Origin of the sequence: Bizionia argentinensis JUB59 (assembly GCF_000224335.1) — a bacterium.
Taxonomy (GTDB): domain Bacteria; phylum Bacteroidota; class Bacteroidia; order Flavobacteriales; family Flavobacteriaceae; genus Algorimicrobium; species Algorimicrobium argentinense.
In genome coordinates this window covers 1-20,000 of the sequence record NZ_AFXZ01000067.1, presented here as the reverse complement: position 1 = coordinate 20,000, position 20,000 = coordinate 1, and the positions used below count along the sequence as shown (strand labels likewise).

The following is a 20,000-nucleotide window of genomic DNA, read 5'->3' as shown; positions in this document are numbered from 1 at the left end:
TTCAATTAGTGTTTAAAGTTATACGTGTTCGTACTCAATATATTTTTGCCGTTGTCCTTAACCTGTTTTAATCGATTAAATTCGTCATACTCATAGTAAATTGTGTAATCCTTTGGGTCCGACACACTGGTTACACCCACTAAAGGGTCATAGGTAAATGTGGTAATCTTTGATTTTAAAAGCTTTGGGCATTCACTTGGACTTTTAAGTTTTTTAAGCGCTGACCTCAAAGTCTCTTCTGTAATAGCGTTGGTATCAGCATTTGATGCGGAAACAATTGCATTATAAATTGGAATTGGAATATCAGCGAAAGTAGCATTCTCTATTTTAGCTACGGGATATTGGCCTTGATAGCCCCAGATGTAAACAGTAGAAGCGCCATCAGCCATGGAAACTTCTTTAACATTACCCCATTCATCATAGTCATGAAATATAACACGGTTCTCTAAATCTTCTGTTCCTTTGGATACCTTAATAGCGTCCTCTATAATAAGATTATTACCCCAATCACGGTAGTTTATGTATTTGCTACCTAAAATTTTATTCTCCTTATAGTTTTTAATTTGAATAGGTGTCAAAATATTGGAAGCTAACAATTTGTTTTTAATACTTTGATTCGCAACGATTCCCATATCATAGGCATAGAACATTTCGGTTTTCAAATCTTTACTCGAACTGGTTTTGAAGACCCTCTTACTAATTTGAAAATTAGTATTATGCTCATAATCTGTAATTTGTATAACTTCTGGTCCATGGATCGTTTTCTTAATTGGCAAATAAGAAAAAGATGTACTGTGACTTGTTTTTATAATATCCTTATAGGATCTCATTTCATCATCTCTTTCTCCTCCAGGCGACAAACTCGTAAGGCTACCATACGACACTAAAGAATATTCATTGATTTCCTGTGTTTGCTTACTTGGAGTAAACTTTTTTTGATACATCAGATAAGGGAAATCGTAAATCCAACTATACACATACTCCTCTGTCCACTGTGCTCTATGGTTTAAATCTTTCACAATAACTTGCGCCTTATTCAATCCTCTTCTATTCTCATCACTACCAAATCTGTCATGAAAGATAAACACCCTACTACATGTAGGTGAAAAGCTCACTTTTGGAATACTTTTCCCTATTGGAGGTCCATAAGTGTTACCGCCACCACTAAAAGAGTAGTCCTTCTCAAAATATATTTTACCATCTGTATCCAAATCATAGGTTCTTTTTATAAAAACACCACTGATAACATTCGGTTTGCCACTAACCCAGGCACCCCCAGGAACATAGTATTCAAACAACGTTTTCCCACCTGTTGGATAAATAATTTCCTTCAAAATTCCGTTTTGAATGACGTTAGGATTAATTTTTCTATTATCATTTATTAACCCATTATTTAAATAACCTGAAGAAACGCTGTTTCCGGAATTAAAGAAATCCTTATCGACGAATCCACCATTGGAAAGTGCCCCGTTATAATAGCCATTAATATCCCTAGCATGTGAGTCTGCGGATGGAATTGTACCAGTGTCATAGTTAAATTGGTGTTTTTTCTCAACCACATTGGCTGAATTTTTATATACCAACTCTTTGAGCTTGAATTTATCACTACCTGTATAATTCTCGTAATTAAAATAAATTTTACTGATCACTTTTCCCGTAATAGCAGATGATAAAACGATGTAATCAAGCCTTTTTTTCACATCTTTATTAGCTATGGTCTCATAATAAAAGTTAACTATCTCCTTCCTACCAATAATTTGGGATATCAACTTCGTATCCATTACACTCCACTGTTCATATTCCATAAATTCGAAATTCCGCTGTGAGCAGAAGTTATCTTCAGGAATACGTGGGTTGTAGGTTATATTATAAAGTGGGAAGGCATAAAAATTTAATTTTTTAATTTTTTCTGACATGATATTTCCAGAGTAGTTGAATTTATATATCCTAGATTGATCTGTATTCAAAATTTCATTCAATAAAAACCCTGTTTTTCCACTAGTACCGCCTCCAGGTATATTATGCATATTAGCCGCATCATAAGTTGTGAAGGAATTAGATACGGTGGTATTATAATAGTTTTGGAGGTTATTGTTCCCGAAATTATAAATTATCCCGGTATTATTTATTACGTGAAATTCGTTTTTTATCTTTTTGTAAGATGTTTTTAAAGTTGTCGCTTTGTTCTCATAGCGTACTGAATGATTTGTGTCAAATGTGAAATTAGCATTTAGTCCTGGTGCATTAATTGAATAATTGTCTGCATGATAATCTTTACTTCTCCCGTTAACCTGATTTATCGTGGAGAGATATTGAGGGTTGACATCGGAAAAATTAGGATTTCTGGATGATACACCAGTCGGGATAATATCAATCATCGCTAAATTATTGTTATTAAGCCATCCATTTGGAGCATCATCAGGAAGCTCATTGATACTTCGATATACCTGCCCTCCAGCATTTAAATTCCATTTTAGCCCAACAACCCCTGAATTATCTCCAACTTTGATTCCCGAAGCGTCATATTTAAGAGTTATAGGTATATTAACTCCTTTATCGCTTAGCGTGAAAAGTTCTATTGAAATGTCAGGGTAACCCAAAGCTTCATTCAACTGTACATTTCCATGAATTTTGAATTTTGAAGGCTCTACTTCACCCGATGTTACACTAGGTAAAAAGTTTTTAACGTAATAGTTACCACCTGCACCTGGAAGACCTCCTCCCCCTGGGAGACCTCCTCCTCCTGGGAGACCTGCTCCTGGTATTCCACCTTTTTGTCCAGGAAGGCCGCCGGGTTGAGCATACAAACTTGAATACCCAATTAAAATAATCACGAAGAATGGCACCCATTTTTTCATAATAGTGTTTTTAAGTTCTTTATTAAAAAGAATAATAGCTTTAAGCGCCGCAATATAGATTTGTTAAAATGTTTAACTAAAAATCTTGCCTTACTTCTAGTAAGGTTTTTAGATATAGATTTTATCGGAAACCCTTAAAAATATTAACAAGTTAATTCGTACATTTGAAATCTTGACATGTAAAACATTAGACTACTCTACTTTAATTTAAAATAAACGAAATAGGTTATATAATGATTTTGAATCTTTCTTTATGAAAAAAATTCTAAACTTATTATTGATAGATGACCATCCCATTACTATTGACGGTTACAAGAATATTCTCGAAACTCTACATGCAACAAAAGAAATATATGATTATAATACTGACGAATCATATTGTTGTGAGACAGCCTTCAAACTAATAGAAAATAAAACGTATGATTTGGTCCTTTTGGATATTAGTCTACCTCCTTCAAAAGATGGAATGTTTAAATCTGGAGAAGATTTAGGTCAATTTATTTTAAAGAGACATCCAAAAACTAAAATTTTAGTAATTACTAGCTTTAATGATCCCATTCTACTTAACAATATTTTACATTTCATTAGCCCAAAAGGTTTTTTATATAAGGGAGATATAAACGTAAGATTGCTATCGGAAGCCATAATAAATGTTCTAAATGGTAACACCTATTATAGCACATTAATTTTAAATTTGATTCAAAAAAACCTGTCAAGTAGAATATTTTTAGATGTTATGGATAAGCAAATCCTTTATCAATTGTCAAAAGGAGTTAAGACTGTAGATTTAAAAAAGACTATTCCTCTGTCACAAGCTGGAATTGAAAAGCGTAAAAGGATTTTAAAAGACACCTTTAATACAAAAAGTCTTGATGACTCTGCTTTAATAAGAGCTGTAATCGAAAAAGGATATCTATAATATCTCCGTAAATTACTTGTTAAATAATCAATAGATGCATGATAAAATAAAACAAAGAATACCTGCCTATAATCTCCAAGAGATACTCGTGGTATTGGTAATTATAGGGATTCTATTATTACTTGCTTTACCAAATTTAATGCCATTAATAAGCAAAGCAAAAAGCACAGAAGCACAATTACAGTTGAGCCATATCTATAATTCACAAACAACGTATAGATATATGTATTCCAAATATTCCAATGAGTTAAGTGAGATTGATTTTGAAGCGCCAAAAACGGTAAATGAAAATGGTAGAGCTAATTATAGCTATGAGATTTTAAGTGCTACAAATAATAGTTTTATAGCTAGGGCGACTGCAATTACAGATTTTAATGGTAATGGTGTATTCAATGTCTGGGAAATCAATGAAAATGGCGCTCCTAAACAAATTGTAAAAGATTAATGTGATCGTTTTAAAAATAACATTAACAACAGCTCTAATTATGGTACTAATCCAAGATATTAAGGATAGACAAGTCTATTGGTTTCTATTCCCAATAATTGGTTTATGTTCAGGAGTTTTGCTTTACCAAAATATGCTTCCTGCTTTATTCTACATAACCATTTTCATCAACTTTATTTTTATTGCAATATTAGTAGCTGTAGTCTTTTTGTATTCTAAAATAAAACTTAAAACCTCAATATCAAATACATTTGGACTTGGAGATGGACTTCTATTTTTAGTTTTAGCTTTCAGTTTTTCTAGTATATCCTTCTTGATACTGTTTGTTTTTGGACTAATATTTTCATTAACACTACATCTTTTATTAAAGAGGAAATTAAAGCAAATAACAGTACCATTAGCCGGTTATTTAAGTTTATTTTTTGCAGTAACCTATATATCATACTGGCTCGGAATTTTGAAATCTATTTACATCATTTAATTTGAAAGACAACTATAGCATATCCACAAACTTGATACAACTTATTTCGAGCGAACAAGCATATCATTATCGCGTGATTCCTGTTGAGACCGAAAATGGTATACTCACTCTGAAATCAGATCAAGTTACGGATGTTCTAAAGCAGGAACTACAAGTTGTTTTAAATAAAAACATAAAACTAATAGAGGATACTTCAGAGAATATTCAGCAATATTTAAGTGTTAACTTTAGGCAACGCAATCAAAATCAAACCGAAGATTTACACTTTAGTACTGATTTTTTAGAGAAACTATTATTTACAGCTAAAGACATTGGCAGTAGTGATATTCATTTTGAGCCGTATGAACATAAGTGCCGCGTACGCTTTCGTTTGGACGGAAAACTTAAAGAGCAGTTTATTATTTCTCTGCAGGAGTACCCTATTATTGTTAATAAATTGAAAATAAAAGCCGGTTTAGATATTTCTGAAAAACGACTTCCTCAAGATGGCCGTATTACTATAAAGACTAATAATAACGAATTTGATATACGTGTATCTTCTTTACCAACACTTCACGGTGAGAAATTGGTTTTACGTATTTTAAGTAAAGACGCCAATCATATTAATTTAAATGATTTAGGTTTTACTGAATCGGAATTAAAAACTTATAAAGAAACCATAAAAAAACCTAATGGTATTATTTTAATATCAGGACCAACAGGATCTGGAAAAACTACCACGCTATATGCTACTTTAAAGTTGTTGAATGATGATGAAACCAACATTCTTACAATTGAAGATCCTATTGAGTATACATTAGAAGGTGTTAATCAAGTACAATTAAAAGAAAACATAGGATTAGATTTCGCAAGTACATTAAGAACTTTTTTACGTCAGGATCCAGATATTATCATGGTTGGTGAGATTAGAGACGCCAAGACTGCTAATATGGCTATTCGCGCTGCTTTAACAGGTCATTTAGTATTATCTACAATTCATACAAATTCTGCTTGGGCTACAATTTCTAGATTAATAGATATGGGCATTCCATCTTTTCTAATTGCCAGCACATTAAACGTGAGTGTAGCACAACGTTTGGTTAGAAAACTTTGTGATGCTTGCAAAGAAGAATCTGATGTTTCAAAAGAACTGTTCCCTTCTAATTTTAAAATACCGGAGGGCTTAAAAACACATTTTACAGCTGTTGGATGTAACACGTGTTTCCATACGGGATACCAAGGAAGGAAAGCAATCTATGAAATCATACCTATTACAAAAACACTGATTAATAATATTAAACAAAACGATTTGGAAATTGACAATTACATTGCTGAAAATGGTATTTCAACCTTAAAAAGAAATGCTGTTAAAATGCTAGAAGAAGGGCTTACTTCCGTAGACGAAGTTTATGCCTTACTTTCAGATTAAGACATAAAATTTTTTAAATAATCATTTAAAAGCTTTCCGTTCCTAACCTCTCATTGTACAGGTTTACGAGTAATTATTATGAAAAAAACACTTTACATACTAATCTTATTAAGTTTCTGCTACTCTTTTGCACAAAAAGAGGATCAGCGGATTCTGAATATCAAAAATCAATTAATAGCTTTATCAACTGAAACCGCTGGACTTACCGAAAATGTAAAAACCGAAATTCAAGTCAATAATGTATCATTAGCTAATTTTCTATTAGCCGTTTCAGATGTTCATAAAGTGAACATTAATGTAGCTCCAGACTTAAACCAACTTATTAAAAATAACTTTACAAATGTTACTGTTACCGATTTATTGGTTTTTTTATGTAAAGAGTATAGTTTAACTATTGACTTTACTGGTAATATTTTATCTGTTAAACCATTTGTAGAAGAACCCGAACAGATAGAAGAAAAAATTATTCCTATTTCGTATATGCCAAAGAATAATTCCATTTCTATTGATGTTAAAAATGATAAATTATACGATGTATTCAAACGCATTATGGATCAATCAGGTAAAAACCTAGTGTTCTCTCCTGGACTAGAAAACAAGCCTTTAACAGCATATATCCAGCAAACACCATTTGATGTAGCAATGAGCAAGTTAGCCTACGCTAATAATCTGTATTTTGAAAAAACAAAGGATAATTTTTATCTTTTTGAAAGCGACCTAAATCCTGATGTTGCAACTAATGCAAATCAGAATAATCAACAAAACGCGATAAGACCTACCAGAAGACGAAACTCAAATATCTATTTCAAAGTTTTAGACCCTATTAATAAGCTTATTGAAGTTGATTTTCAAAACGCGTCTATAGCCGACATAATTGGCGATATTGGAACCGAACTAAATATAGATGTTTTCACAGCATCCCCTTTAGATGGTGCAGGAACAGCAACTTTTAAAGCAAAAAGCATCAATTTTGATAAATTGTTAGTTAAAATTTTTGAGGCGCAAGCTATTACAGATAATACTAAAAACTCTCAAACAGAACAAAGATCAGATCAAAACCTTTCCTCTCCAAACAATACCATCTTTACATTTAAAAAAGAAGATGATATTTATTTTTTTGGAACGGAACAGCAATTAAGTGTTAGAAAATTGGAAATTATCTCCATGAGACATCGTTCAGTTTCACTGCTAGGAGATGCTTCAAATAGCTTTGGAAAAACAGGTGGTAGTAATGTTGGAGGTAATAATTTCAATAATTCTGGAAATGATAATTATAATAGTAATTCATTTAACCAATTTGATAATATAAACTCTAGCAACCAAAACACATCAAACTATCAAAGTTCCTCAAATAATGATTCAGAAGAGAAACGTACATTATTAGATATCGTTCCTATTGAGCTTATTCAGGAACTGGATATAAAGGTAGATTACGAACTAAATTCCTTTTATGTAAATGGAGCGAGTACTAATATTGAACGTCTGAAAGATTTTTTAAATACTATTGATAAGCCTGTACCAGTAATATTAATTGAGGTAATGTTTATAGAGGTAAATAAAAATATGAGCCTTGAAGCTGGAGTTAGCTGGGGAATTGCTGATGCGCCTACAACAACTAAAGGCGATATTTATCCTACTACAGATTTAAGTCTTGGCGCCAAAACAATTAATAACATATTATCAGGATTTAGTTCGTTTAGCGGCTTTAATCTTGGAAAAGTGGTTCCAAACTTTTTTGCAAGCATAAAACTAGCAGAAAAAAATGGAAATTTAAAGATTCGTTCCACACCAAAATTAGCAACCTTAAACGGGCATAAAGCTATGTTTTCTAACGGTCAAACATCCTATTATGCCGTTACACAACGAAACATTTATGGAACAAACAACCCACAAACATCAGAAATTACCAACTATTTTCCAATTGAAGCACAATTAGGATTAATTATAAGACCTTCTGTTTCAGGCGATGGACAAGTATTATTAGACATTAACGTCATTCAATCCGCCTTTGGCGCTCGTATTGCAGCCGGTGCACCTCCAAATATCAATTCTAGAACTTTCAGTTCAATCATTCGTATGGAAGATCAGGACATAGCAATATTGGGAGGTTTAGAAGAGCAATCGGAAAATAAATCTAGTACAGGGGTTCCGCTCTTAGCAAGAATACCTATAATAAAATGGTTGTTTAGTAAACAAACCCGCGAAGGATTTAAATCTAAGTTAACGGTTTTAATTAAACCAACAGTCATCTATTAATGTTTGATAAATTAAAACACTATTTTTTATTTGGTAACACCTACTATGGTGTGGAACATACGGTCGTTGAAAATAACGAAACTATCCTCGTTATTTCGCTAAAGAAAAAAAAGAACAATCTTAATCTCGTTTCAAAAGAACATTTAGATTCATTTGAAAATTTAACAAATTATATTCCCAAAAAATCTGGTATTACGGTAGTAATTAATAATGACAAGGTTCTCTCTAAAAAAATACCATTTTCAAATGATGAAGATTCCAAAATTATACAGAATGCCTATCCCAATATTAATATTAAGGAATTTTATTTTAATATTATACGTCAAAAAAGTGCTTGTTTTATAGCTATTTGTCGCAAAGAATACATAGATAATCTTATAAAAGTTTACCTAAATAAAAACGTTTATGTCGTAAATGTATCCTTCGGAAATCATGCCTTATTAAATGTAAAAGACTATATCGATTCCGATGAAATTTATACATCTAATGCTTTGATTAAAAAAGATAAAAATGAGATTAAAGATATAATCAAACAAACAATTGAAAGAACACATAATTATAACATTAATGGATTGAATGTTTCTAGCGCATTTTTGTTATCATTTGCCGCAACATTAAACTTGGTACTGTTACAAAAAGGAAATGAACATTCAAATTTTGAATCCAAATACAACATCTTAATAGATAATTATCAACAGAAAAGATTTTTTAGTCAGTTTTTAAAGATTGGATTATTATTTATTTTGACCATATTATTTTTTAATTTCTTTATTTTCAATCACTACTTCAATAGGGTTACAGAATTAAAACAAACATCACAAATTAATCAGTCCTCAAAGCAAAAGTTAATAATATTAAAGGAAGATTTAGATAAAAAAGAAAAAATTATCAACGATATTTTAAAGACTGAGTCTTCGAAAAGCTCATTCTACGCAAATGCCATTATGACTAGCTTACCAGAATCGATTCGTATTTCTGAATTTAATTTCCAACCATTAACTAAACGTATTAATCCTGACAAACCTATAGAGTCCGAACTAAACAGAATAGTATTAAATGGTGTAAGCGCAACAATGGTAGATATTCCAATTTGGATTTCTAAATTAGAGGAAATAGAATGGATTGAGGAAATAGTCATAACTGAATTCGGTGAATCAAATAAGTCTCTAACTGAATTTAGTCTTAATATTATTATAAAATGACATCAAGAAACAAAAATATCACTTTAATAATTGGATTCATTATACTTCTTTTTGTTTGCTTTAAAATGGCTATTTCAAAATCAATTGATTTAGTACATGAACACAATTCTCTTAAAATTCAAGAATTACTTTTCAATAATACACCTAAAGAGCTTTCACTATTAAAACAAAAACATAAATATTACGATTCTTTATTTAATAAATACCAACTAAATGGATCATCCATTCAAAATAATTTGCTAAAATCTATTAATGCAACTGCTGAAGAAAATAATATTAAAATTATTAGCTTTTTAGAGCCTCATATAGCGTTGCAAAATGACTTAACCATTAAGACCTATAAATTTGTAATTGAAGGCGATTATAACCACATAATACAGCTAATACATCAGTTAGAACAAAAGAGTAAATATGGTGAAATTATTAATCTTCACTTTGAGAAAAAGAAGAACTTTAGAACAGGTAATTCTTTTTTAGAGGCCAGCGTTTTATTGAGAAGTTTTGGGTAAAATCAAAATAATTCTCTTACAGGTTAAGCAATTTCTGGTACCAAAAAAATCACTTTAAATAGTCTAGATAAAAAGATTATACATCAAGATTCTTCTGAAATTTAAACTCAGGTAATACATGTTGTTAAATTTTATAGAAAAATGATCAATCAGTTTTCAGATTCATCATTTTCTCCAAATCGTACGAAATCTAGTAGTTTTCATTGGATCCACGTAATACTTTTTAATATTAAAATAACCAGAAATTTTCAACTTCATTTATGGTAAGACCATAAAATTCGTAATGTTATACCGTAAAATTTGATGATTATTTATTTTTTTTGTTAAAAAAACATCTAAAATTAAGAATTTATTAACACATTTGGGGAATATATAAATTGTTTCAATTATTAAAAACAAACTTTAAATGAATAAAATAGTTTTATGTTTACTGTTATCATTTGGATTAATAAGTTACTCCCAAGTAATAAATACCCAACTTCCAAATATAAGTCCTCCTTCCCCTGAATCTTATGGATTAGGGTCCTACGGTAACTTACCAATTGGCCTGTCTACTGGAGCTATTAACAAACAACTGCCGATAGTTTCTTTTAAAACAAACAATATTGAAGTACCTGTTTATTTGGCATATGTCAGCAATGGATTAAAAGTGGACGAATTAGAATCTATTGTAGGATTAGGTTGGCGTTTAAATGCTGGAGGAATTATAACCAGAGTTGTTAGAGATAAGCCAGATGATGAAAACTATGGCTCTAGCCCTGGCATACCAAAAAAGATGCTCGATGAAATTCATAGAAAGTCACCTGAATCTCAAGAATATTTTTATCTAAAACAGCAAGATCAAAGCGATTCTGAAGATGATATTTTCTATATTAATGTAAATGGAATTAATGGTAAATTCCATATAAAAAACAATAATGAAGTACAATTAGTCAATAACCACGAAATTAAGATAGACTTTGATATAACTGATTCCTATAACTTTATTATGACAGATTCGAATGGGGTAAAATACTATTTTGAAGAATCTCAAGTAACTAATTCTCGAGTTTCCGGAGGTGGATACAGTCCCATGCAAACGTATTATTCCGCATGGTATTTAACAAAAATTGTTCATCCTTTCGGGGATGAAGTGTATTTTAAGTATTCTAGCAATAATAAATTATTTGTTGCAAGTATGTCTCAATACATGGAAAAGTCATATCCACACTATCAAACTTTTCCTAACGGTGTTGCATATACACAAAATCCTTACGTATCTAATATTTATAGTCACCACATGAATACAACAGACAAGTACGTAAGTCGTATTTATAGCAATAATCCTATATGGGGTTCATTGGAGTTCGAATATATAGGTAAATTTCTATCACTAATAACACAAAAAGATAGAGAGAAGAATGTAATTGATGAAATTACATTTAATAATTATTTAAATTCAAATAACCGAACTTTTTTAAAAGAAATAAAATATAAAGATTCTACAAAAAAATACTCCTTCAATTATATCAACGAAGCTAATTTTCCCAGTAGGTTATCCTTTAGTCAGGATAATTGGGGTTATTATAATGGACAAAACAACTCGAATCTTATACCGTCCGGCTTAAAAGGTTATTCTTTAGAGGGTTACAACTATAATGGATCAAACAGAGATCCTTTTGAAGATTTTGCCAAAACAGGGTTGCTGGAATATATATATTATCCTACAAAAGGATTTACGAAGATTGAGTATGAATCTAATGATTATAATACTACTGAAGTAGTTTCTCCCAATCCAACAAGTGAAAATTTACATTTAAATCTAGAAGAAGATGATTTTGGCACCACTACTCATTCTGTTATAATATCTCCATCTATTAGTCAGCAAATAGATTTCTTCGGGAGCTCTAGTTTTAATAGGTCTGCTTGCAGCAATCAATTCGATTTAGGTTTTCGCCACAATGCTGTAGTTAGAATGTACTGTATTGAAGATGATCAATTTGTTAATTTTTTTAAAAATCAGACTAATGTTAGTTCAAGTGTACAGCTTCCCGCAGGTACTCCTCAATCTTTTTATGCATTAGTGCGTGCTAACAAGACCTACAGAGTTGATTTATCTTCAAGTAGACTCTGTACAAGGGCAGGTGTTTATCTTAGTTATATCAAAGATGCACCCGAGACCATATCTCATAATGTTATAACTGGTGGAGTAAGAGTAAAAAAAACAAGTAATTATAAATCAGACGATAATTTAAACCCTATTATAAAGCGATATTATTATAGTAAAATAAATAAATTAGATATTTCATCTGGAAATAAAGGGGCTGATCCATTTTTCATTAGTAAAGGATATAAGTTAGTCGATTCTCCTTTTACTTATGGTACAACTATAAATGTTACTTCATCAAGCTTGATTAACCTTTTTGATACGGGAAATAACAGTGTTTTTTATAAATACGTGTCCATCTCTCATGGAGGCGATAATTTTGAAAATGGTGGAGAAGAAATTAAATTTAATACAGATAGAGATTATTTTGGCGAAACTATTAATTATTCAATTCCCTTGACTCCAGGTTTAGATGACAACAGAGCTGCTACTTTGACAAATTTTGGATTTAAAAACGGTTTAGAGTTAAAAAGGAAAATATTTGATGCAAATCTAAATTTGCAATCAGAGAAAGAAACTATTTATGAAACCATCCCTTTAACGGAGTCTGTACAATACAACTTCAGAGTTGAAGTCCCATATCATGATTTAGCAAACAGTTCTAATAATTTATATAACTGTTCCCAAGAAGCAACCGAGTACAGCTATAATTCAACTGAATGTTCAACAAATCACACACATGCTTCAGTTAATTTAGATGGTTTTTATTGCATAGCAAAAAACGCAAATAATGTTCCTTCGCAAAGTATTAATCACTCTTGTTATCAACTACCTGTTCATACAATTTTAACTCACAACTTTCATAACCAAAATGTAACTATTACAAAATACAAAAACTTATCATATCATATATACCCTAAAACAATATTAGAAAAAACATATTTTGATAACGGATTCGTTTCTAATACTAGTGCGATTGAGATTAGGGATGAATATCCTTTTTTAAACAGCATAAGTAAACAAACTAATAGTAAAGGAGAACTATTAGAAAGAAAATTTTATTACTCTTTAGATTTTCCAACGGATCCTATTATGTCGGAATTAGTTAATCAGAATCGCATATCTGAACCTGTCCTTATGGTATCTGTTAAAACAGATGAGAATAATATCATTTTATCAGAGGAGAAACTTCGCAAAAATTTTAAACATCAAAATAGTTTAGTTTTAATAGAAAATGTAGAAAGCGCCAAAGTAAATGACGATTTTAAAAATATTTTTACATATCATAAACATGATGGCTATGGCAATCCGCTGGAAATAAGCAAAACAGACGACGAATACAATGTACATATAGTATATATCTGGGGTTATAATCAAACACTACCTATTGCCAAAATTGAAAATGCAACTTATACAGAAATACAAAGCTATGTTAGCAATTTACGCACCTTATCTAATAATGATATGGATACGTCAGAAGATGTAATTAATTCGGATGGTAGTATAGACTATCAAGGAGACGAAGGGCTCCTACGAGAAGCATTAAATGACTTGAGAACAATAGATTGCTCTAGCCCTCCTCCTGATTCAGAAGCCAGTTGCCTAAAGGACGCGCTAATCACGACTTACACTTATAATCCTTTAGTTGGTGTTACTAGCGTTACAGATCCAAGAGGTAATGTTATTTATTATAAATACGATGAATTCAATCGTTTAAAATATATCAAAGACAGGTTTGGTAATATTTTAAACAAGAAAGATTATAACTATAAAAACTAAACAGACATGAACAAATTCCTATTCACTATAGCAGTCGTATTAGTGTCAAATTTAGTGCTTGCACAAAGCGAAACAGAAAATCACGTTCAAACGACCATTTATAATGTTCCAGAAACCAATGAGCATAATTTAGTAAACATTTTCGCAGATGACAAAACAGAAACCATTACTTATTACGATGGATTAGGAAATCCAAAACAAAGCATCGTAAAACAAGCAGGAGGAGGTAAAGAGGATATTATAATACCCATAGTTTATGATAATTTTGGACGCCAAGTAAAAAACCACCTGCCTATGGCAAGAACTAATTCTTCTTTAAACTATGAGGCCCAAAATAATCAGTTTTTTACTAATTTAGAAGCCTATTATGTAAATACGTTTCCTGAAGATTTAAATATGTCCTCTCCCAATCCTTACGGCGAAACAGTATTTGAAGCCTCTCCACTTAATAGAGTATTGGAGCAAGCATCACCAGGAAAAGACTGGGCCGTAAACTCGGGCAACACCATAAAATTTGTGTATCAAACTAATACATTTGATTCAGGAAACCCCAACAATGCTATCAAGGATAATGTTAAGAAGTTTTCAGTAAAGCACCCCGGCAATAATACAGAAAAAACCCAATTAGTTTTTCAAGATTATTATCCAGCAGGTCAGCTTTATAAGACGATTACAAAAGATGAAAACTGGAAGCTTAATCAGCAGCATAAAAAGGATCACACCACAGAAGAATTTAAAAACAAACAAGGTCAAGTTATTTTAAAACGTTCTTATAATGAGAATAAACTGCATGATACCTATTATGTCTACGATGTCTTCGGGAATTTAACCTATGTTATACCTCCAGAAGCTTCTAGTCAAATTGCAAGTTCTGGAGCAATATCTTCCACAGTATTAGATGGACTATGCTATGTTTACCATTACGATTATAGAAATCGCCTTATAGAAAAGAAAATACCAGGTAAAGGATGGGAATTCATTGTTTATGATACATTAGACAGACCCGTTTTAACTCAAGATCCAAATCTACGTGTAAATAATAAATGGCTGTTTACCAAATACGACACTTTTGGTAGAGTAATTTATACGGGTTTACATACTTATGAGCCTTCTGGGAGTGAAGAGAACGATGGACGCAAAGAGCGTCAGAGTAGTATTAATTTGAAGTCTGAATTTAATGAAAACCGAAAAACAACCGCAACTAACATAAATAATGTAAGTTTATTTTACTCGAATACTGCGTTACCAAATAACAATATAGAAGTATTAACTATCAACTATTACGATGATTATAATATCAATCTAGATTCCGTATTTAATTATCAAAATAGTTATAATCAATCGTTATCTAATAACAATAAAACACTTTTAACCATTAGTCAAGTTAGGGTTTTGGGCACAACCTATTGGATTACTACAGCTGTATATTATGATGCCAAAGCACGACCTATTTTTACAGTTAGTAAAAACGAGTATCTCAACACTATTGACTGGAATAAAATAGAGCTAGACTTTGTAGACAAAGTTATTCAAAGTAAATCGTGCCATGAAAAAGCAGGTCATAATAATATAGTCACGCTCGATCAGTTTACTTACGACCACCAAGGGAGGTTATTAACACAGGTTCAGACCATTAATCAAGGTGATTCTGAACTTATTGTAAATAACCATTACGATGAATTGGGCCAATTAGTAACTAAAAATGTAGGAGGATTTGTAGCTAGCGAGACTACTGACTCTCAAGGCTTACAAACCATTAGTTACGATTATAATATTAGAGGTTGGTTAAAACAAATAAACAATCCAGATGCTTTAGGAGCTAATTTGTTTGGCTTTCAAATACAGTATAATGCACCATCTCATAGTTCTGGAAAAGCATTATACAACGGAAATATTTCGCAGGTTAACTGGCAAACAAAATCTGGAAATCAGTCTAAATTTTCATATATTTATGATTACGATGCCTTAAATAGAATTAAGGACGCCCAATTTGCTGGTGGTGGATGGGAAGATCGCTACAGTGTTAAAAACATAGAATATGACCGTAACGGTAATTTAACTAAATTGTTTAGAAAAGGCCATATTGTAGAGCAACCAAATAGTACAAATCCATTAAACTTTAATTTTATGGATAAGCTTATGTACACCTACCAAGCCAATAGCAATAAGTTAGAACGTGTTCATGATGGGTCGGGAAATGAAACAGGCTTTAAAGATGGAAATACATCGGGTGCTGACTATGTTTATGATGGAAATGGGAATATGATATCCGATGCTAATAAACACATTGTAAATATCAAATACAACCACTTAAGCTTACCAATTGAGGTTTCCTTTTATTCTCTAACAGGCTTAGAGAACTCCAATATTACACAAGGAACCGTTGAGTACACTTATGATGCCATTGGAAACAAGCTATCAAAAAGATACATATCATCAGGGCAATTTGCTCCTCGTACTGCACCAAAACTCACCTATTATTCAGGTAATTATATTTATGAAAAGACTAACTCTGGTGAAGAACTTAAATTCTTTAATCACCCAGAAGGGTACGCTGAACCCAATAATTCAAATGGTTTTGATTATATTTACCAATACAAAGATCATTTAGGGAATATAAGGTTGAGCTATAAGGATAGTGATAGAGATGGTACTATTTCTGATTTAGGAATCTTTAATGAAGATTTTGAAAGTGCTAGTGGATGGGATAGCCAAGGCGCCAAATACGGAGGTTCAGTAACGGCATATGATGAAACTTTCAAGTATTCCGGAGAATATTCAGCTAAAATAAGTAATCTAAATGGAGCAGAAAAATACGTGCATAGTAACTCATGGATTCCTATTAGTAATACGCAAGCTACAGAGTATACATATTCTGGTTGGGCCTACAGTAATGGTCCTAAAATACGGATACTCTTATTTATGAATGAAAACGAAGAAACCTCATATTACACCCATGTTGATGACTATAGGGATAATAGCTCAAAAAACACTTGGGTCTATTTTGAAAGAACAGTTTTGGTCCCTTCAAATATTGATAAACTAAATATTCGTATTTCAAGTTTTTATGGTACACCAGGAAGTGTTTGGTATGATGATATAAAATTAAAAAAGACTGAATCCGAAATTGTAGAAGAAAATAATTATTATCCTTTTGGTGGCTCTCACAAAGGTTACAACAATGTGATAAACGGTGTGCATCATCCTTACGGTTTTGCAGGTAAAGAAGAGAACGACGAACTTGGTTTGCAATGGATGGATTTTGGAGCAAGGAACTATGATAAATGGCTTGGTCGTTGGATGAATCTTGACCCGTTGGCAGAAGATATGACAAGACACAGTCCTTATAATTATGCATTTGATAATCCAATCTATTATATAGACCCAGATGGAATGTCGCCATTTGACAATTATAAGATATATGCAAATGGTTCTATTTTAAGGCAAAAAACCAATGATGCTACTGATACTTTTACATTTGTTGATAGTGGAGGAACTAATCATAATGTTGGCACATTTGCTAAAAATGATAATGGATTAATACAGACACCTAATATAAGTTATGCAAGTGGAGACACAAGTGTTAAGATAAGTGCCAAAGCAGGTAATGAAAGTAGGTTGAATATCTCTGGAGAAGCATTAGCTTCTATGATAGGTGCTTCTGCAGATTCTGGACAAGAAATTTCTGTAGTAAGTGTTAGTAATTCTGATGGGTCATCACCAAGTCCAAGCACTTCACACGTTAATGGTAAAAATGCTGATATCAGATATGCAGGTAATAATGGAACACGAAATCCAATTGACTACGAGGACAGTAAAGCAAATTTTGATAAAATCGACCAAACTGCATCGTCAAGTATGAATGCTTCATTGAAAAAATTTGGTTACAAGGATATTAGGTCATCTACTCTAATTGCGCCAACAAAAGAGATACCTATGGTAGATGGAACAAAGAGGGTTAATAATAAAAGTTATAATGTGTCAGGAACGAAACATTTGAAAAGCCACTATAATCACCAGCATTTACAAGGTTATAGACCAAATGTTACAACAAGAGATTTGGCTGTGCCTGTATCAACATTAACAGCCCAAGGAATATAAATGTAAATTTGATTATAAAATGAAAAATATGAGATTTATTGTTTTATCGGTTTTTGCTCTTATTGTTGTAGGCTGTAATGAGCAAAAATCCAAAGACATACAAAAAAAAGAAACTATCAATAATGAGTCCGAAATAGCAGCAAAGGCTGATGAAGATATTGTTGATGTTAAACAAGAGGGATTTTTGTACGTAAATATTAAGGAACTCTACAATAGTCAGAAAAGACTTGTTTTGCTAAATGAACAAAAAGATACTTTAGCTTTTTTTAAAGGGAAAAATGTATCTTTTAATAATGACAAGTACGATATAATTAATGAAGAACATCTTTACAAGGAAAAATTAAAAGTAAATACTTACTACCCTGAATATGGATTATTCATTTTAGATTGCGATGGTAGCAAAAATGGTTATTACGAAGTTAAAGTAAATAATATTGATTGTTATATAAGAATTGAAGGCAATCAAGGTTTATTGAAATTTAAGACACCTGAAAAACACTTAATGGAATCTTATCCTTATTTATATGGAAATAATAATACGCCTTTAAGAAAAGAGCCTAATAATGAATCTGAAATAATAGAAGGCTACAGTAACTACTTATATATCCCTATTGAAATAAAAGGAGATTGGTTAAAGGTTAGAGATGATAAGGATTGTTATATCGGAGAAGAACCATCAAAGGAAGATATTATTGGTTGGGTTAGATGGAGAAAAGATAGAGAAATAATTATAGATATTAGGCATAGTTGCTAAAGCTATGTAATAAAAAAACCACTTCTAACGAGGTGGTTTTTTTATTACATAGCACTAATTTTGGAAGCTTTTATAAAATGGTCAACCGTAGTTAAAAGACACTCTTTGTCTCTATCTTCAAGGTTGGAAATATCCTGAAATCTCTGCAACATTTTTGGGTCTTTAAACAAATCTGCATTATCGTTCTCATCAAGTAAGTAACCAACGGTCGTATCTAAAATCTTCGCCAATTTTTTAGCAGCTTCGATAGAAGGTGTCATCTCATCACGTTCGTACTTGCCAATCGTGGTGTGAGACGTACTAAAAATATTGGCTAACTCTTTTTGAGATAGGTTTTTTGCTTTTCTACACTCTGTCAATTTTTTACCAAATGAACTCATAGATATATATTATTATGTGTCGATACACGTATTATCAAAGGTTTTGGCAAATATATAAACATTAAAGTAGTTATAAAAACATAAAAATACTGTCTAAATAAATATTATTGTGTTTCTTTGTGTATTATAATGTGTTTTAAAAACTTTTTAACAATGTTAGATACAAGCAATCCAAACAACTACAATTACACCACCAAGTATTTAGAAATCCACGTTCTGGGTGGAATAAAACTCAACAAATTAGAGAGTTTACGAATTACTTTATCAATCCAAAAATCCAAAGAGCATAATATTTTAAGGCACTCGATAGATTTATACAACGATAATCAAGTAGAGAAGTTTGTTAGAAAAATAGCAGAACGATTGGAGATTGGAACAAGCGTAGCAAGACGAACATTACAGGAACTCACTCACGAACTGGAGAACCATCGCTTTTTGTTATTGGAAAAAGAAGCAGAATTGCACAAACCATATTTTAAAGAACTATCAGCAAGTGAAGAAAAGGAAGCTATCAAACTTGGGAAACGAAAAGACTTACTAAAGGAAACCAACAGACTTATAGGGATAAGCGGAGTTATTGGCGAAGAAAATAATAGACAAACAATGTACCTAATCTTTACGTCAAAGAAAACTAACAATCCTTTGCATTGTATCAGCTTGGCAAGTTCCGGAGTTGGTAAAACACATTTGCAATCCAAAGTATCAGAACTCATACCACAAGAAGATAAAATAGAAATTACAGTATTATCTGCCAACGCTTTTTATTACTTCAATCGCACAGAACTGCAACACAAGTTAATATTGATTGAGGATTTAGATGGT

Annotated in this window: 12 protein-coding genes and 1 pseudogene; 11 read left to right on the top strand and 2 right to left on the bottom strand. The window is 31.6% G+C overall.

Features of this window, described 5'->3' with window-relative positions; translation table 11 throughout:
* Positions 1-5: 5 nt before the first annotated feature.
* On the bottom strand, positions 6-2,858 hold the full coding sequence (locus BZARG_RS13740; RefSeq protein WP_008639640.1) for a hypothetical protein: 2,853 nt from the start codon (positions 2,856-2,858) through the stop codon (positions 6-8).
* 253 nt (positions 2,859-3,111) lie between these two features.
* On the opposite strand from BZARG_RS13740, the gene BZARG_RS13735 reads away from it, so the two are divergent.
* From BZARG_RS13735 to BZARG_RS13690, 10 genes are all read left to right on the top strand, one after another.
* Positions 3,112-3,777, top strand: coding sequence for a response regulator (locus tag BZARG_RS13735; protein ID WP_008639807.1), 666 nt, complete (start codon positions 3,112-3,114; stop codon positions 3,775-3,777).
* A 34-nt stretch (positions 3,778-3,811) separates the two neighbouring features.
* The gene (locus BZARG_RS13730) at positions 3,812-4,222 is read left to right on the top strand and encodes a prepilin-type N-terminal cleavage/methylation domain-containing protein (protein WP_008639761.1); all 411 of its coding nucleotides are present in this window, start codon (positions 3,812-3,814) and stop codon (positions 4,220-4,222) included.
* Between the two features lie 40 nt (positions 4,223-4,262).
* A complete protein-coding gene (locus tag BZARG_RS15710) occupies positions 4,263-4,703 on the top strand; it encodes a hypothetical protein (RefSeq protein WP_050807317.1) in 441 nt (146 codons plus the stop codon).
* A gap of 1 nt (position 4,704) precedes the next feature.
* Positions 4,705-6,111 (top strand): GspE/PulE family protein, encoded by a 1,407-nt coding sequence (locus BZARG_RS13720; RefSeq protein WP_123766982.1) that lies wholly within the window; start codon positions 4,705-4,707, stop codon positions 6,109-6,111.
* A gap of 78 nt (positions 6,112-6,189) precedes the next feature.
* The gene (locus BZARG_RS13715; RefSeq protein WP_008639638.1) at positions 6,190-8,367 is read left to right on the top strand and encodes a type II secretion system protein GspD; all 2,178 of its coding nucleotides are present in this window, start codon (positions 6,190-6,192) and stop codon (positions 8,365-8,367) included.
* Positions 8,367-9,569, top strand: a complete 1,203-nt coding sequence (locus tag BZARG_RS13710; protein WP_008639658.1) for a hypothetical protein — start codon at positions 8,367-8,369, stop codon at positions 9,567-9,569. The genes BZARG_RS13715 and BZARG_RS13710 overlap by 1 nt, the downstream gene beginning before the upstream one ends.
* The gene (locus tag BZARG_RS13705; protein ID WP_040288873.1) at positions 9,566-10,078 is read left to right on the top strand and encodes a hypothetical protein; all 513 of its coding nucleotides are present in this window, start codon (positions 9,566-9,568) and stop codon (positions 10,076-10,078) included. The genes BZARG_RS13710 and BZARG_RS13705 overlap by 4 nt, the downstream gene beginning before the upstream one ends.
* A gap of 406 nt (positions 10,079-10,484) precedes the next feature.
* Positions 10,485-13,943 carry an RHS repeat protein gene (locus BZARG_RS13700; RefSeq protein WP_008639522.1) on the top strand — a complete coding sequence of 1,153 codons (3,459 nt, stop codon included), beginning with the start codon at positions 10,485-10,487 and terminating at the stop codon, positions 13,941-13,943.
* 6 nt (positions 13,944-13,949) lie between these two features.
* The gene (locus tag BZARG_RS13695; RefSeq protein WP_008639478.1) at positions 13,950-18,044 is read left to right on the top strand and encodes a DUF6443 domain-containing protein; all 4,095 of its coding nucleotides are present in this window, start codon (positions 13,950-13,952) and stop codon (positions 18,042-18,044) included.
* Positions 18,045-18,072: 28 nt separating this feature from the next.
* Complete coding sequence (locus BZARG_RS13690; RefSeq protein ID WP_008639468.1) at positions 18,073-18,798, top strand: hypothetical protein; 726 nt, start codon at positions 18,073-18,075, stop codon at positions 18,796-18,798.
* Positions 18,799-18,842: 44 nt separating this feature from the next.
* Here BZARG_RS13690 and BZARG_RS13685 read toward each other — a convergent pair whose 3' ends face one another.
* A complete protein-coding gene (locus tag BZARG_RS13685; protein WP_237702605.1) occupies positions 18,843-19,157 on the bottom strand; it encodes a helix-turn-helix domain-containing protein in 315 nt (104 codons plus the stop codon).
* 174 nt (positions 19,158-19,331) lie between these two features.
* On the opposite strand from BZARG_RS13685, the pseudogene BZARG_RS13680 reads away from it, so the two are divergent.
* Positions 19,332-20,000, top strand: a pseudogene (locus BZARG_RS13680) (hypothetical protein); the annotation flags it as partial.